This window comes from Paraclostridium dentum (assembly GCF_048568265.1).
Lineage (GTDB): Bacteria > Bacillota > Clostridia > Peptostreptococcales > Peptostreptococcaceae > Paraclostridium > Paraclostridium dentum.
Genome location: NZ_CP183813.1, coordinates 2,693,598 through 2,711,001 on the forward strand (window position 1 = coordinate 2,693,598; position 17,404 = coordinate 2,711,001).

12 protein-coding genes are annotated in these 17,404 nt (G+C 29.0%); 2 read left to right on the plus strand and 10 right to left on the minus strand.

The features are described from left to right. Positions 1 to 13 precede the first annotated feature (13 nt). The 5 genes from ACN6I1_RS12550 to ACN6I1_RS12570 all read right to left on the minus strand — a co-directional run bounded on the left by ACN6I1_RS12550 (position 14) and on the right by ACN6I1_RS12570 (position 6,889). Positions 14 to 787: an AAA family ATPase gene (locus ACN6I1_RS12550; protein WP_035116909.1), complete on the minus strand. Its 774-nt coding sequence runs from the start codon at positions 785 to 787 to the stop codon at positions 14 to 16. A 37-nt stretch (positions 788 to 824) separates the two neighbouring features. Beyond that, positions 825 to 2,747, minus strand: a complete 1,923-nt coding sequence (gene cooS / locus ACN6I1_RS12555; protein ID WP_021428464.1) for an anaerobic carbon-monoxide dehydrogenase catalytic subunit — start codon at positions 2,745 to 2,747, stop codon at positions 825 to 827. Positions 2,748 to 2,906: 159 nt separating this feature from the next. Further along, positions 2,907 to 3,818, minus strand: a complete 912-nt coding sequence (locus ACN6I1_RS12560; RefSeq protein ID WP_419742119.1) for a bifunctional enoyl-CoA hydratase/phosphate acetyltransferase — start codon at positions 3,816 to 3,818, stop codon at positions 2,907 to 2,909. A gap of 155 nt (positions 3,819 to 3,973) precedes the next feature. Next, positions 3,974 to 5,119, minus strand: a complete 1,146-nt coding sequence (locus tag ACN6I1_RS12565) for a tetratricopeptide repeat protein (protein ID WP_419742120.1) — start codon at positions 5,117 to 5,119, stop codon at positions 3,974 to 3,976. A 9-nt stretch (positions 5,120 to 5,128) separates the two neighbouring features. Continuing rightward, positions 5,129 to 6,889 (minus strand): B12-binding domain-containing radical SAM protein, encoded by a 1,761-nt coding sequence (locus ACN6I1_RS12570; RefSeq protein ID WP_419742121.1) that lies wholly within the window; start codon positions 6,887 to 6,889, stop codon positions 5,129 to 5,131. A gap of 177 nt (positions 6,890 to 7,066) precedes the next feature. Between ACN6I1_RS12570 and ACN6I1_RS12575 the strand changes: the two genes are divergently transcribed. Beyond that, positions 7,067 to 7,267 carry a hypothetical protein gene (locus ACN6I1_RS12575; RefSeq protein ID WP_021428472.1) on the plus strand — a complete coding sequence of 67 codons (201 nt, stop codon included), beginning with the start codon at positions 7,067 to 7,069 and terminating at the stop codon, positions 7,265 to 7,267. Here ACN6I1_RS12575 and ACN6I1_RS12580 read toward each other — a convergent pair. From ACN6I1_RS12580 to ACN6I1_RS12595, 4 genes are all read right to left on the minus strand, one after another. Continuing rightward, positions 7,264 to 8,187 carry a hypothetical protein gene (locus ACN6I1_RS12580; RefSeq protein ID WP_021428501.1) on the minus strand — a complete coding sequence of 308 codons (924 nt, stop codon included), beginning with the start codon at positions 8,185 to 8,187 and terminating at the stop codon, positions 7,264 to 7,266. The genes ACN6I1_RS12575 and ACN6I1_RS12580 overlap by 4 nt on opposite strands. Before the next feature lie 275 nt (positions 8,188 to 8,462). Next, entirely contained in the window at positions 8,463 to 10,163 is a 1,701-nt protein-coding gene (gene argS, locus ACN6I1_RS12585; protein ID WP_419742122.1) for an arginine--tRNA ligase, read from the minus strand. A gap of 70 nt (positions 10,164 to 10,233) precedes the next feature. After that, positions 10,234 to 10,683, minus strand: coding sequence for a DUF523 domain-containing protein (locus ACN6I1_RS12590; RefSeq protein ID WP_419742123.1), 450 nt, complete (start codon positions 10,681 to 10,683; stop codon positions 10,234 to 10,236). Between the two features lie 11 nt (positions 10,684 to 10,694). Then, complete coding sequence (locus ACN6I1_RS12595) at positions 10,695 to 13,073, minus strand: endonuclease MutS2 (RefSeq protein WP_021431726.1); 2,379 nt, start codon at positions 13,071 to 13,073, stop codon at positions 10,695 to 10,697. Positions 13,074 to 13,215: 142 nt separating this feature from the next. Here ACN6I1_RS12595 and ACN6I1_RS12600 point away from each other — a divergent pair, with 142 nt between their 5' ends. Beyond that, the gene (locus ACN6I1_RS12600) at positions 13,216 to 14,664 is read left to right on the plus strand and encodes an aminoacyl-histidine dipeptidase (protein WP_419742124.1); all 1,449 of its coding nucleotides are present in this window, start codon (positions 13,216 to 13,218) and stop codon (positions 14,662 to 14,664) included. Positions 14,665 to 14,700: 36 nt separating this feature from the next. Here the strand turns inward: ACN6I1_RS12600 and mprF are convergent, their stop codons facing one another. After that, complete coding sequence (mprF, locus tag ACN6I1_RS12605) at positions 14,701 to 17,235, minus strand: bifunctional lysylphosphatidylglycerol flippase/synthetase MprF (protein WP_419742125.1); 2,535 nt, start codon at positions 17,233 to 17,235, stop codon at positions 14,701 to 14,703. Positions 17,236 to 17,404 lie beyond the last annotated feature (169 nt).

The following is a 17,404-nucleotide window of genomic DNA, read 5'->3' on the forward strand; positions in this document are numbered from 1 at the left end:
TTATACTAATATCTTAAGAATTCGTCATTAATCTATTTTTTATTTTGACGATTTGATCTTTAGTATCTAAGCTAACATCGTATGGAGATTTGCTTGCTCTATCAGAGTCTATAACATCTTGATTGTAGTAAATAAAGCCTAGCAATTCGCCATCCTGTAAATTACTAGTCACAAAGTCTTCATCTGACTTATTTCTAATTTTATTCCCTACTACAAAAACTTTTTTTACACCTATATCTTTACCTAGTTTTTTTACTTTTCTATAAGTTTGTAAACTTCTTTCTCCTGGTTCAACAACAACTATAAAGGCATCCACTCCTTGTGCTGTTCCTCTTCCTAAATGTTCTATGCCCGCTTCCATATCCATTATTACTACATCTTTATTTTGTAGTATCAAATGAGAACATAATCTTTTTAATAAAACATGTTCTGGACATACACATCCCGATCCTCCAGAATCAACAGTTCCTAAAGTAAGTAACCTTACATTGTTGTATTCCTTACAGTATAAGTCTGGAATATCATCTACTTTAGGATTCATTTTAAACATTTTTCCAAAGCTTTGAGCTTCAGCTCCTGTTCTTTCAGAAACTAATTTTTTCATTTCTGAAATAGGAGTTATCGATTCTGAAATTTCAGTTGGAAAACCTAATGCTAAACCTAAGTTTGCATCTGGATCTGCATCAACTGCTACAACTCTATATCCTTCATCAGCAAATGTTCTTGATAACATTGAAGAAAAAGTTGTTTTTCCTACTCCACCTTTACCTGTTATTGCTATTTTCATATCTCTCTCCCTCTGTCATTAGTTTATTTTTTATTTTTTAAGCTTCTGCTGTAACTTTTTTATTATTTTTCTCGTATACTACCTCTTCAAAGTGAGGACGTTTAGATTCTATATTGTTTACTATTGCACTTGCTAACTCTTGTGGATTTTCATGTACTGCAAACTTAGCTCCTACATGCTCAGTAATTGTATTAGTTAATTTTTCTACCATATTAGCAGAACCACCAACAGGAGGCATAACACCTAAGAATGTATCTATTCCTGAAGATACAACGTAGCATGCTATTGCAACAGCTTTTTCTGACATCCACTCTGGTGCAACCCCAGCTACTGGAAGATCATTCATATCTAAATCTAAATAGCTAGCACAAGCTGCTACAACTTCTAATATACGACTTATATCAACACATGAACCCATGTGAAGCACTGGTGGTATATCTGCTAATTCACAAACTGTAGCTAACCCTTTACCTGCTAATTTTCTAGCATCTTTGCTTAATAAGCCATGTTTAGCTGCTGCTTGAGCTGCACACCCTGTTGCAACTACTATTATGTCATTTTTTATTAATTCCTTCATTACAGTTATGTGACCTTCATCACCTACTGTTTTAGGGTTATTACATCCTACTATACCAACTGCTCCTCTTAAAACTCCAGATTTTAGACAGTCTACTAATGGTTTTATAGTTCCTGGTTCATCTATTTGTGAGTTCACAACTCTATCTAATTGAGATAATATAGCTTCTATACTATATCCAACTGTTGCGAAAGATTTCCCCTCTGGTATAAATACTTTTTCTGCTTTTCTATTTTTATAGTTTAATATAGCTTCTTTTACTATACCTTTTGCTGATTCTAATGCTTCTTCTTCGTTGAATTCTATGTGAGTTGCTCCTGTGATTTTTGCTTTTGGTGATGTTGTTATGAATTTAGTGTGATAGCAATCTGATAATGATGCTAGTGCTGGGAATATACATTGAACGTCTACTATAACAGCTTCAACTGCTCCAGTTAAAATTGCCAATTCTTGTTGATGGAAGTTTCCAGCCATCTTAACTCCATGTCTCATAGTAACCTCATTAGCTGTACAGCACATTCCTGCTAAGTTAATACCTTCAGCTCCAACCTCTTTTGCTAAAGCTATCATTTCTGGATCTTCTGCAGCTAATACTACCATCTCTGATAGTGAAGGTTCATGACCATGTAATATTATATTTACTTTATTATTTTCTAATACTCCTAAGTTTGCCTCTGTTTCTCTTGGTATAGGTGTTCCAAATAAGATATCACTAAAACGTGTTCCTATCATAGATCCACCCCAACCATCTGCTAAAGATGTTCTCATACTCATATGTATTAAACTATCTAAGTCTGATGTACAGCCTATATGAGTAGAGTGCATTATTGTTACAATCTCTCTATCTATAGCTCTTGGTTTAATTTTATATTTTTCCCAAACTTCTTGTCTTTGTTTAGGTGCTCTTTCTAAGAATCTTAATGTTCCATGAGGTTTACCAAATTCCATTAAAGCTACATCTGCTACCTCATGAGCTATATCATATATATCTCTATCTTCTGTAGCAACTCCCCATTCTGTTGCTAAATCTAATAGTTTTTTTTCATCTCTTATTTTATAATTTCCATCTGGACTAGCAAGTGCCATTGTGTGTGCTATATCTCTTGCATGGTCAGAGTGAGCTGCTGCCCCTCCAGCTACCATTCTTGCAAAGTTTCTTCCAACTATAGTGTCTGCATCTGCTCCACATATACCTCTTGGTGTTTTTGGAGTTATTCTACAAGGTCCCATTGCACATATTCTACAACAATTTCCTTGTAATCCAAATCCACAGGCAGCTTTCATAGCAGCCTTTCTATCAAACGCTGTTTCTACCCCATCTTTTTTAGCCTTCTCCAACATAAGCTGAGTATTCAAATCAATTGACCATATTTTTTCACTCATATATCTATCCCCTTTTTATAAATTTAATTAAGAGAAGTATTTTGTTTTGTATAAGCTACATTCATTGCCGCATTTTATATTTATTAATTACCTAAATTATAGCAATTATATAGCATACTTTCACTATAATTTAGGTAATTTTTTAACAAAATTTACATATTATCTAGCTTTCATAGCTATTAATGCTCCATATGCTATAGAGTATAGCTTTGATTCATGGCTGTCAGCCCTTGAAACAAGTACAATTGGGCTTTTAGCTCCCATTATAACTCCTGCAGATTTTGCATCCGAAAAATATGTTAACGATTTCCCTATTCCATTTCCAACTTCTATCGTAGGTACTAAAATTACATCTACATCTCCTGAAATTTTACTTTTAAAACCTTTTACTTTAGATGCTTCTTTTGATACAGCTAAATCAAATGCCAAAGGACCTTCTAGTGTAACATTTGATCCAAAGATTCCAGCTTCACTTGCATCTTGCAACTTTTTAGCATCTATAGTTGCCTGCATCTTTTCATTTACTTTTTCCTTAGCAGCTAATGCTGCAATTTTTATATTATCAATATTAAGCGACTCACAAGCTTTTATTGCATTTAAAACTATTTTTTCTTTTTGCTCATAATTAGGACTTATGTTCATACCCCCGTCAGTTAATATTAATAATTTGTGATAATTTGGTACTTCATATATCATTACATGACTTAGTAAACTATCAGTTCTTAGTCCATACTCTTTATTTAAAACCTGTTTTAATAGTATAGATGTATCTAATAATCCTTTCATTAAAAAATCTGCTTTTTTGCTACTTACTAATTTAACTGCAATTTCTGCGCACTCTTCGTAGCTTTCAGCTTCAATCATTTCAGTTTTTTCCAAATTTAAACCTAGATCTTTAGCTATTAACTTTATCTTTTCTAAATTTCCTATTAAAATCGGATCTATTATATTCATATTCATTGCATCCAAAACAGCATGTAAAACTTCTTCATCTTGGGCTGCTGCTACTGCTAATTTAACTTTTTTGTTTACCTTTAATTCCTTTATTATGTCTTCTAAGCTGTTGATCATTGTAACTCCTCCTTATATCTTTACTTTTGCCCTATTCTAAATATGTGTATAAATTTTTAAAGCTACCATTAATCTATTTGACATCGCTTTATTTACTCCTTTTAATAATAAAAAAAAGCTATAAAGATTTAATCTTTATAGCTTTTTTTATTATATTATCTAAAGTTATTTAACTCTCTTAAACAAGCAAGTGTAACTTCGTCTTGTGGATCTATTTCATATGCTCTTTCTATATAGTAAGTAGCATTATCTAAATCTCCATCATTTAGATATGCCATACCTAAATTGCAAAGTATTTCTGGATCTTCTTTCTTTAATTTTGCTGCCTTTTCAAAGTATTCTATAGCACCTTTCATATTATAACTAGATGCTTCGCAAAGCCCTAATTCAACTAAAGTATCTACTTGATTTGGTCTTATTATAAGTATTTTTTCAAAATACTTCTTAGCTTGGCCTACATCATTCATATTTCTATAAGCTAATCCTATCATAAATAATAAGTTCCACCAATCACCATGCTCATCAGCTAATGGTAATAATTTTTCTAAGGCTTCTTCATTTTTACCTTGGAATACTAAATTATATCCTTCTTCATACTGAACTTTAAAATCCATTTTCCCTAAAATTTCTTGTATCTCAGCCATAAAGTCTTCAGGCAATCCTAATTTTATAGCTTCTTCCCAAGTAACCTTAGTTTTTATATATTGATTTTGATTGTAATAATGATAACCTAAGTGATAATGAGCAAGTGCAAATGATTCATCTAAATCTCTAACTTTCTCTAAAGCTTCTATTGCATCTAATAGGAATGCTTCCATAGGCTTCTCATCGCCATTTTTTTGATGCTGCTTAGCTAACTCTTGGCATACTATTGCATAATGATACAATGAATTAACATCATCTGGATATAAATCTACACTGCACTTTAGATATATTAGAGAATCTGTATAATCCCCAACTTCAAAGTACTTTCTAGACATATAACCCATATATGATTTTAAATCTAGATCTAAATTCTCTTCAATAGCTTTAAGAAACTTTTTATATTCATCATTGTATTTAAAATTGCTATCAATTCCCATTATGTATATCATTGCATCTGCAATAGACATAGAACTTAACCCATCTTGAGCTGTGTTAGTTTTTATTCCTTTAACTAATACATCATTTTTTATAGGCACATCTAACCCCTCTTTCGGGAATGTATATCCTTTTAAATTAAAATCTGCTCCATTTTTAATTTTTAAAAATGCTAATTCTTCAGCTTTTTTTAATATATATTTTTCAACTCTAAACTTCATATTGACCTCCTATATCTCTACTGTGTATGATTTAGATTTCTCAAACACCTTTTTATCATCATAAACAAATAACACTATACTCTCTTTTTTATCTAAGTCAGCCTTTATGTTTTCTTTTAGTTTTAATATATCATACTTAAAAGGCTCAAAATGTACATGCTTTATTATTTGCTTAGCAGGAGTATTTTCAAATCTAGGTATATATTTTAATATATTTTCTTCGTTTTGTAAAAATAAATGACATCTATTTTTAAAATCTTCAACTTCTATCTTACTCATAAACCCTGGTACGTTAGATGTTTTTCCTAAAGATATATAGTCATATTTTATAATTTCAGTAAATAGTTCTATATTCTTATTGATTTTTTCAGTGTAAAAATCTAATAGTATTTTGTATAATTGATTTTTACCTTGAGACATATTAAAGTATCCATTTTTATCAAAGTAAGTTGCAAAATTTTCAAAGAACTTAAATGGACTTTCTTTGTAGTAATTATGAATTATATATCTCATTGAAAGAACAAAGTTCTTTGAGTTAAAATATCTTTCCAATATTTCTTCTATATCTTTTAACTTTAAAATCTCATTATATGTTATATATTTGTTATATAAAACTTCATAAGGTGGATAATCTTTATATCTAAATTCATGTTCATCTGCATTGTTTCTTATTCCCGTTCCTTTTATCATCTTTAAAAAACCTAATTGCAGATGCTCTATACCTAAGTTAAAAACATCATTAAATGAGTTTTCAAAACTATTATAATCCTCATACGGTAAGCCAGCTATTAAATCTAAGTGCTGGTGTATATTTCTATATGAAGCTATTTTTTGAACTACGTATGAAAGTTTACTGAAGTCATCTCTTCTTCCTACCGCTTCTAATACTTTTTCATTTGTAGTTTGTACTCCAATCTCAAATTGGAATAGTCCTTCTTTACATCCCTTTAAAAACTCTATCATGTCTTCCGTTAATAAATGAGCTGTAACTTCAAAATGATATGTTGTATAGTCATTATCATTTTCCATTAAAAACTGCATTATTTCCATTGCAAATTTTTTATTTGCATTGAAAGTTCTATCTATAAATTTTATTTGAGATACTCTAGCGTCTATAAGTGCCTTTAAATCGCTTTTTACTCTATCTATACTAAAATATCTAAGCCCTTGTAATGTAGAAGATAAACAATATTGACAATTAAAAGGACATCCTCTAGATGTTTCATAATACACTATTCTATTTTCATATTCTGCTTTATTTAAATCTACATAAGGGCTAGGTATTATGTCTAAGTTTTCTATATCTTTCATAGGTTTGTTTTTTACTATATCTCCATTATTTCTATAAACAATCCCATTTACATCTTTTATATCAATATCTCCTTTTAGAGATTTTACAAAGTCTCTAAATACAAGTTCTCCTTCTCCATAAAGTATGTAGTCTACAAAATCATATTTTTTCATAGACTCTTCGCTATCATAAGTTACTTCAGGTCCACCTAATGCAATTTTAACGTTTTTATTAACCTTTTTTAAGTTATTACATATTTTTACTATATCATTTACATTCCATATATAAGTTGAGAATAATATTACATCATAATTATTAGCATATATATCTTTTAATATGAAATCTAATTCGTTATTTATTGTATATTCTCTTATATCTACATCTATATCTTCAATATCTTTAACCATTTGGTTTAAATATCTTATCGCTAAGTTTGTATGTATAAATTTTGAATTTAATGTTGTTAAAAGTATTTTCAACTAAATCACCTCTTTTTTAATTTTATTAGCTATAATTACCTATTTTTTGTTAAAATATTACATGTACTATTTTTTCTAACATTATGTATAAAAAGAAGGTTTTTTTATATTATTGTAGAATTATATCATATTATAAATTTCTTAAATCACTAAATTATATATGAAAGGAAGTATTGTATGAAATTGTTTGACAAAGTATCCATTGATGCACTATCTAAAAGAGATTTATTGCTTGTTATTAAAGCATTAGAATATACTTATGAAAATACCAATTTAGAAGATTTCATCGACCTTAGAAATAGTCTTATAAAAGAACTTTGCTTTTTAACAAATACTGATGAACAAGTTTTTGTTGATTATTTAGAAACTAATGACTAAGCTCTTTTAAATTTAAAATTATAATCACCCGTTTTAGAAACCAATCCTATATTTAAAACATTATTGGAAAAGTTTCTAGATATAACTTTAATATTGTTTAATATTGGATCTGATTTTGTATCTCCAATTTCTAAATTTATTAAATATCTCGGGTCAGATTTTATATTATATTCTTTTTTATTTATTTTATATTTTCTAAGTTTAATAATATATTCTGCCATAGAGTTTATAAAATCTATGTTATCTATCTTCTCATTTATATCAAAGCCTAAAATAGATAATATAGATTTTTTTATGCTCTTTATTCCTTGTATTTGAGTATCTCTATCATTTATGTATACATCATATATTACATTTAACAGGTTATTTATTATGTCACTATCTTCATAGTCTTTTATCTTTAAATCTATATATCTATCTATACTTTGAATTACTTGTATTCTCTTCATTTCAAATTTAATAACTTCTACTTTTTCCATCTCATATGTAAATTCAATTATTGTTGATTTAATTTTTTGCATCAATTCTTCGTACTCTATGTCTTTATTTTCTATAATAGAGTGAATTAATGTATTGTAAATTAAACTAGAAATTAAAAAATCATTCATATATTCATTTTTCTTATTATACAATACATAATATTTTATAACTTTTACAACTTCTTCTTCACTTTTTTTCATGTTTGTATTGGATATTATAACTGGTAATAAAATGTTTACTATATTTATATCATCTAGCTTTTCACCATAAAATCTATAATAAAGTAATTCATCTCTTAATCTATTTTTATCTATTTTTACATATCTCTGAGCTAAATCATCAATTAAAGACTTAGTATTCAAGATAATCATATTTTTTATATATTTATCCTCAATGCTAAATGCATTTATATATGCTTTTTTTAATAACTCTTCTTTCATAGATACTACCTTCCTAACCCTCAAACTATTTTATAGTTTTATCAATTAATTAACTTGATATACTTTTATAATATAATAGCTTTGATTTTTAAAAAAAATAGGCAGCTATTAGCTGCCGTAAATGTAGGGGGGGAGTAGAATAGTGTTTATATACTCTACTTCCATATATATCTTTTGATTCTAATAAACTCATATTTCAGAGCCATTTCTTAATTTAATTATACAATACCCCAAATTTAGATGTAAAGTATTATTTTTCGACAAACGCGTATTTACTACATTCTTTCAGGCGCACCCATACCTAATATAGAAAGAGCATTTTCTATAGTTTGTTTTGTAGCTGCAACTAATGCTACTCTAGCTTTTTTAACTTCTATATCATCTACTAATATAGGATTATCATGATAGAACTTATTAAATGCTTGTGCTAAATCTAATACAAATCTTGTTACTATATGTGGTTCATTTTTTCTCATTGCTGCTAATATACTATCATTAAATGATGCTATTAATTTTAAAACTTCCGAACTGTCAGCATCACTTAATACGCTATAGTCTACATCTGCAGTTACATCCATGTTAGCTTTCCTTAAAACAGAACAACATCTAGCATGAGTATATTGTACATATGGACCTGTCTCACCTTCAAAGCTTAATGTTCTTTCCCATGAGAAAGTATAGTCTTTTATTCTACTATTAGATAGTTCTTGGAATACTACAGCTCCAACTCCAACTTGTTTAGCTATTTCATCTACATTTTCAGCATTTGGGTTTTTAGCTAACATAGTTTCCTTTGTTTTCTCTATAGCTTGTCTTAATACAGACTCTAAAAATACTACTCTTCCTTTTCTAGTTGACATTGTACCTTCTTCTAATGCTACCATTCCAAATGGAACGTGAACCATATCTTTAGCCCATTCAAATCCTATTAATTCTAATACTTTAAATAGTTGTTGGAAGTGTAAACTTTGTTGAGATCCAACTACGTATATACACTTTTCAAAATCATAATTTTCTTTTCTGTAAAGTGCAGCCGCTAAGTCTCTAGTCATATATAATGTTGATCCATCTTTTTTAGTTATAAGCGCTGGTGTCATATTATATTCTTCTAAGTTTACTATGTTTGTTCCCTCAGATTCTTCTAATAATCCTTTATCTTTTATAATATCTATTACTCTATCCATTTTATCTGAATAGAAACTTTCTCCTGCATATGAATCAAATTCTATATCTAATAAGTCATATACTCTTGAGAATTCTTTTAAACTTTCATCTCTAAACCACTGCCATAAATCTTTAGCTTCTTTATCTCCATTTTCTAATTTCGTAAACCAAGCTCTAGCTTCATCTTCCATTTCTGGATGTTTTTCAGCCTCATCATGGAATTGTATGTACAGTTTTAATAGTTCTGGTATTGGGTTAGATTCAACTGCTTCCTTATTTCCCCATTTTTTGAAAGCTACTATAAGCTTACCAAATTGAGTTCCATAATCTCCAAGGTGATTTACTCTTACTGTGTTGTATCCTTGAGAATCATATATTTTATATAAAGCATTTCCTATAACTGTTGTTCTTATATGTCCTATATGGAAAGGCTTAGCTATATTAGGAGATGAGAAGTCTATAACTACTGTTTTATCTTTTCCTAATTCACTATGTCCATATTTTTTTCCTTGAGTTAATACATCATTTATAACATTTTTAGCTAATTGAGATTTATTAACGAAAAAGTTAACATATCCTCCCGCTGGTTCAACTTTTGATATAGCATCTTTTGCTTCTATACTTTCAGCTAAATCTGCAGCTATCATATTTGGAGCTTTTCTAAATACCTTTGCTAATCTAAAGCATGGAAATGCGTAATCTCCCATCTCACTATTAGGTGGTGTTTCTATTAACCCAACTATTTCTTCTAAATATAAATCTTCTATTTTTTCTTTTAACGATTTGGCTACTTCTATTTTAAAATCTTGCATATCAGTACTCCTTCCTTATTCTTATAACACTTTATGATAAAACAAATTATACTTTTTTTCAAGTATCTGTCTACTTTTCCAAATCTTTCTCATTGATAATGTGTATTCCTTGATTTTTTAGGATTGCAGCTGTAACACCTGCCCCATTAATTTTTTTTCCTGTAAATGTTCCATCATATATTTTATTACTTCCACAAGACGGACTTCCTTCCTTTAAAATCGCTTCACTACAATTATATAATTGTGCTATTTTTAAAGCTTCTTTAGCACCTTTTATAAAATTTTCTGTTGTATCTATTCCATCTTTATTTTTAACTTTCCATTTACCTGATAAAACATCAAATCCATTTCCATTTTCAATTTCACATGGAATTCTTGGTGTACTTAATCCCCCTAATTGTTCAGGGCAAACTAAAACAAATTGTTTGCCCTTTAAATATTTCTTAACTATTTCATGGTTGTTATTATCGCCATCATATTTACAGTTTATTCCTAATAAACACGCTGATACTAATATCATTTTTTATCTCCTTATTTTAAAGTTACTATTGTAACTCCCATTCCACCTTCGCCATATTGTCCTGGTCTTTGAGATTTTACATGTTTATGTTTTTTTAACATTTCAGTTATTCCACTTTTTAATACTCCTGTTCCTATACCATGTATAACTGTTACTTTTTCAAGGCCTGCTAAACATGCATCATCAAGGTATTTATCTACCTCTTCTCTAGCTTCTTCTAAAGTCATACCTCTTAAATCCACATCATTTTTTACTCTTCCAGATTTAGATTTTATAACATTTCTAGTAGCTTTTGTAACTGTAGATTTCGGATCTTTTTTAGCTTTTTCTAAAGATTTAAACGGTAGGTTCATTTTCATTATTCCAATTTGTACTACAGCTTCCTTTTTATTATTATCTACTGTAACTACAGATCCTTGTTGATTTAAAGTTATTACTTTAACTTCATCTCCAGGATTTAATTCCTTTATTTCCTTTGAAGATGTTTTTGGAACTATCATACTTTTTACACTTGGTTGTAATGCACCCATAGAATTTGAGATTTCTTTTCTTAATTCTTCTATTTTTCTATTTTTATCTTTAGACATGCTTTCTTGTTCTAATCTTCTAAGCTCTTTTATAACGGCCTCTGTCTCTTCTTTTGCTTGTCTCGTAATCCTAAAGGCTTCTTGCCTAGCTTCTTCTAGTAATCTCTCTCTTTGAGCTGCTATTTTATCTAACTTAGATTCATATTCTTCTTTTAGTTCTTGAATTTCTTTTCTTAATCTAGCAGCTTCTTCTCTTTCTTCAACAGCTTCTACTCTTGATTTTTCTAAGCTATGAATTACATCTTCAACAGCTATAGTGTCTGTATCTATAAATTCTTTAGCTCTATTAATTACATAATCACTTAAACCTAACCTTTTAGATATCGCAAATGCATTAGATTTTCCTGGAACTCCAATAAATAATCTATATGTTGGTCTTAAGTTTTCTAAATCAAATTCTACTGCTGCATTTTCTACTCCATCTTTAGTAAGTGCATAGTGCTTTATCTCACTGTAGTGAGTAGTAGCTATACATTTAGCTCCTGCCATATTTACATCTTCAAGTATAGCTATAGCAAGTCCTGCACCTTCTACAGGATCTGTTCCAGCTCCTAACTCATCAAATATTACCAATGAGTTTTCAGTTACTTCATTTAATATAGATACTATATTAGTCATATGAGATGAAAATGTAGATAAACTTTGTTCTATACTTTGCTCATCTCCTATATCTGCAAATACATTGTCATAAACGCACATACTCGTTCCATAGTCTGCAGGTATGTGTAACCCACTTTGTACCATAAGTGCAAATAGTCCTACAGTTTTAATCGTAACAGTTTTACCTCCTGTGTTAGGTCCTGTTATAACTAATGTATGAAACTCCTCACCTAGTCTTATGTCGTTTCCTACCACGCTTTTTCTATCTAATAAAGGATGTCTTCCATTTTTTATATTTATATAATTTTCTTTATTTAGCTTTGGTTCTATACCTTTTAATGCTAATGATAATTTACCTTTTGCAAATGCGAAATCTATCTTTCCTAGAATTTCTTGATTACTTAATATATCATCACTTATATCTCCAACCATAGCTGATAATTCACTTAGTATTCTTTCTATTTCTTCTTTTTCTTTTAATCTAAATTGTCTAAGTTCATTGTTCATTTCAACTATGCTCATAGGTTCTATAAATAAGGTTGCTCCTGACGATGATTGATCGTGAACTATACCTGATACTTGACTTCTATATTCAGCTTTTACAGGTACTACAAATCTATCTCCTCTTATTGATATGATTGCATCTTGTAAATACTTTTGATAAGTTGATGAACTGATTATTCCATTTAGTTTAGAACGTATAGATTGATTCTTTTGTATTATTTTTCTTCTTAAAGATCTTAACTCGCTCGAAGCACTATCTGAAATTTCTACTTCACTAACTATAGCATTGTATATTTTTTCTTCTACTTCCCTATAAGTATATAGCCCACTTGATAATGCTTGTATTATTGGGTAGTTGAAATCTTCTTCTTCACTTGAAGATAAATTGTTGTTTAAAAGTCTCGCTACCCTCAAAGTATCTGCTATCATTAATAAGCTTCCAGGATCTATAGACGCTCCAACTTTTGCTCTTTTAACTTTATCTTCTACATCATGTAGACCTTGTAGGTTTATTCCACCTTTTTTTATAAGTATCGATTGAGCTTCGCTAGTTTCTTCTAGCATATATTTGACTTCTTCATAGTCTGAACTAGGTACTAATTCATTGATGTATTTTAACCCTAAAGAAGACGAAGCTTTTTCTTTTAATAATGATGTTATCTTATCAAACTCTAAAATTTTCAACGATTTTTTATTCATGCTTCCTCCTAAAGAAATTTTTATGTAAATTTTAAGTGTATTTTATGTAATTTTGTACTATACTATTTATATATTATACATAATCAAATCTATTTTGTGATATATATAATTTAATTTAATTTTTAGCAAGGAGATGTTTTTTATGAACAGTGTTTTAAAAGATTTACAACCTAGTTTAGTTTTTAAGTATTTTGAAGAGATATCTCAAATACCAAGAGGATCAAAAAATGAAAAAGCTATAAGTGACTACTTACGTAATTTTGGTGAAAGCTTAGGGTTAGAAACTATTCAAGATGAGAGTCTAAATATAATAATAAGAAAGCCAGCAACTCCTGGATATGAAAATGCGCCTGGCGTAGTACTTCAAGGTCATATGGATATGGTTTGTGAGAAGAATAAAAGTACTAATCACGATTTTATGAAAGACCCAATCAAATTAAGAATAGATGGAGATTATATATATGCAACTGATACAACTTTAGGTGCTGATAACGGTATAGCTGTTGCTATGGGACTTGCTATACTTGCTTCTAATGATATAGCTCACCCAGCTTTAGAGGTTCTTGTAACTGTTGATGAAGAAGCTGGTATGACTGGTGCAATGGCACTTGATGGTAGTTTAGTAAAAGGAAAATACATATTAAACTTAGACTCAGAAGAAGAGGGTCATCTATTAGTAAGTTGTGCAGGTGGAGTAACTGCTTTATCAACTTTACCAGTAGAATTTGTTAATGCTGATGCTGCTAAGACTGCTTACTTATTAGAAGTAAAAGGTTTACTTGGTGGACACTCAGGTATGGATATAATAAAACAAAGAGGAAATGCTAATAAATTATTAGGAAGACTTTTAAACTTATTAGATTTTGACTTTGATTTAGCTAAAGTTGAAGGTGGTTCTAAAAACAATGCTATACCACGTGAAGCTGATTGTGTAATAATGATAAACAATGATCAAAAATATAAATTTAAAGCTTGTGTAGATGCAATAACAGCTACATTTAAGCATGAATTAAGCACTTCTGATCCAGGTCTTGAAATAGTATGTTCTGAAACTACTATGCCTGCATCAGTACTTAACGCAGATTCTAAAGATAAAGTTGTTAAGATGCTTAACTTAATACCAAACGCTATCCAAACTATGAGTATGGATATAGAAAACCTAGTTGAAAGTTCTACAAACTTAGGTGTTGTTAGAACTACAGACTCTACAGTTACTTTCGAATGTGCTGTTAGAAGTTCTGTTAAATCTCTTAAAGAAGATATAACAGCTAGAATGAATCTTTTAATATCTGAACTTGGTGGAAGTATGGAATTAATAAGTGACTATCCAGCTTGGGAATATGCTAAAGGTTCTGAATTAGAAAAAATATGTGTTGAAGCATTTAAAAATCTTACAGGTAAAGATCCTATAATAATGGCTTTACATGCTGGTTTAGAGTGTGGTTTATTACTTGATAAGATACCTCATGCTGAAGCTATATCATTTGGACCTAATATGCACGATGTTCATACTCCAAATGAGCACTTAAGCATATCTTCAACTGAAAATACATGGAACTACTTAGTAGCAATATTAAAATCTATGAAGTAGTAAAATAAAAAACTCCTCTAAATTAGAGGAGTTTTTTTATTTCAATTTATCTATTGGCTTTTCAGCCACAATTATTATTTGTAATGCAGTTGTAAGTAATGAAGTTTTCTTTCTATACGCCATATATTTACTTTCCCATATATCACAATACTTTTCTTTAAATTTTTTCAATCCTTTAAATGAATAGAAGTTTTGTCCATGAGAATATATTTGTGCCGCTATTTTTTCTGATAAAAATGAGTATTTTGATCTACCTACGTTAGATAAAGGAGCCATTCCCATATTAAATCTTTCATAACCTTGCTCTTTTCCCCATTTAAATAAGTTTACAAATATGAAATCCATTATTCCATTGCATGTATCATGTGAGAAACGCATTAAATCTATTGATAATGTTTTATTGTTATCATACATAGGCATTAAATTGCTGAAGCCTTTTATTTCATATTCACTATTTCTAACTATAGCTATAGGTTGCTTATTTAAATAATCCTTATCAAAGAACCCTATATAGAATCCCTTCTCTTGTCTTCCTCCTAGCCATTCATCTGAAACTTCTTTTAATTGATCAAACATTTCATCTGAAAATGGTGGATGTATAATCTCAAATGTATAAGCTTCTTTTTCTACTCTAGAAAGTGCATTTCTTACACTTTTCATTTTTCTACCTTCTAGTGTAAAGTTTTTTAAGTCTACCAATCCATCCTCACCTAGTTTCATAAACTCATAGCCAGTTTCATGTAGGTCAGGCATCATAGTTTTATCTATAGCACAGAATACTGGTGAGTATCCATATAAATCAGCTAGATTGTAAAATTTTTCAATAGTATCAAGTACTTTTTCTTTGTTTCCTACTGGATTCCCAAGTATTACTATTTTATCAGCTGATATTTGATATTGAAGTAAAACATCTTTAGTTTCATTTATATATACAAATTTATCTTTTAAATAAATATAGTGTATTAATGGAGATCCTGAAAACTTATCAATTATATTTTTAACATCGTCTTCACATTCATCTATATGTCTGCGAGGAAAATCATTATCTTTATTTATTTTGTAAATCATCCATAATAAAAATATAGCAATTATAAGTCCACTTATACTTAATCCTAGTAAAGATAATCCATAATGTTTTATAGATTGTATCTTATAGTTTGCAATAGGTAATTTACCTATTTTACCATTTAAGTTTGCATAAACTGTGTAAATGTATAAACCTTGGAAAGATAATAGTAAGATTATATCTTGTATAAATACTCCCCATCTCATTACGAAGCTTTCTCTATAAAATTGTTTTTTACCAACCCATAATAAGATTGCAACTATTGCTAGGTAAGCACTTCTATAATACCACGGATCCCTTATAAGAGTAATTACAACTGCTCCAATTATTAATGTTAGTGTCAGTTTATAAATTCCTTTTGATTTATAAATCATTACTCTAGACATTGCAATTAATAAGAATCCTATAACTATAGATATTCTTTGTGGTATATGAACTATCGAAAAACTAGATACTTTATTTAATATAAAAAATTTCCTAGCTAAATCAGGAGTTGCTTCAGTTATTAGCAAACTAACACCTGATAATAATACAAGCAATACTAGCCCTATATGTGCAATTTTTGATAAAGTTGTCATTATTATATCTTTTACATCATCATTTAAGTTCTTAAAGTAGTCTTGAGCATATAATAAAAGTCCTATAAGTAAAGGAATTATATAATATGAAACACGATATAAAAACATTGCTAATAATACCTTTTCTGATGGTACATTTAAAGTTTCTAGACCAAGTATCATCGTTATATCAAATGATCCTATTCCACCTGGAGCCATGCTTACAATTGCTGCAACAATTGCAACTACAAATATTGGTAAGAATTTTGCAGCAGGAACTGGTTCTCCTAGAATTCTTATAGTGCTGTATATTAAGAATATCGTAGTAACCCACTCTAAAGCAGATATAATCATTATAATAACAGCATCTTTTATATCTGTTTTTTGATCTGCTGTTGATTTTAAAAATTTAAATACTAAATATATTGATAATATAGGAAAGTAAGTACTTATTAATACTGTCATTATACTTACAAATTGATTTAGTTTTATTTCTCCAAAATTTGTTATTACATAAACAAAGCAAACCATAGAAAATCCAGTAAGATTTAAAGCAACTATTTTGGATATTTCTTTTACTAATAGCTTTGTATCTTTAACATGATCTTTATAGAAATTAGTTTTTAGAGCTATTGCTGTACTTCCTCCAAATCCAGCTATACTAGCAATAGAACTTGCTATCCATGAATATTTATATAATTTAAGGTTGTTTAACTTTATTCCAACCCTTTTTTTAAGTATAAAATCATATAAACTTAATGGTAAGTACGATATTATTCCTAATAAAACTATTATTAACATGTTTGACACTGTTAACTTATCTGCATATCTTTTAAATACATCCATATTAAAGGATTCAAATACATTCTTAAATTCTTTAATTACTACAATGAAAATTGCCAATGCAAAAATTATTTTTAGCCATTTAAACAATTTGTGCTTGTTCATTTATCAAATCCCTCCCTTAGTTTGTATATCAACAGTAATAAACTTGTACATATTTATATATTTTTTTACAAAATTCACACAAGCAATACACTATATTATAACTTATCTTACTAGTTGTATAAATTAAATTTATAAAATATACTTACACAATTGTAAATTATACCCTAAT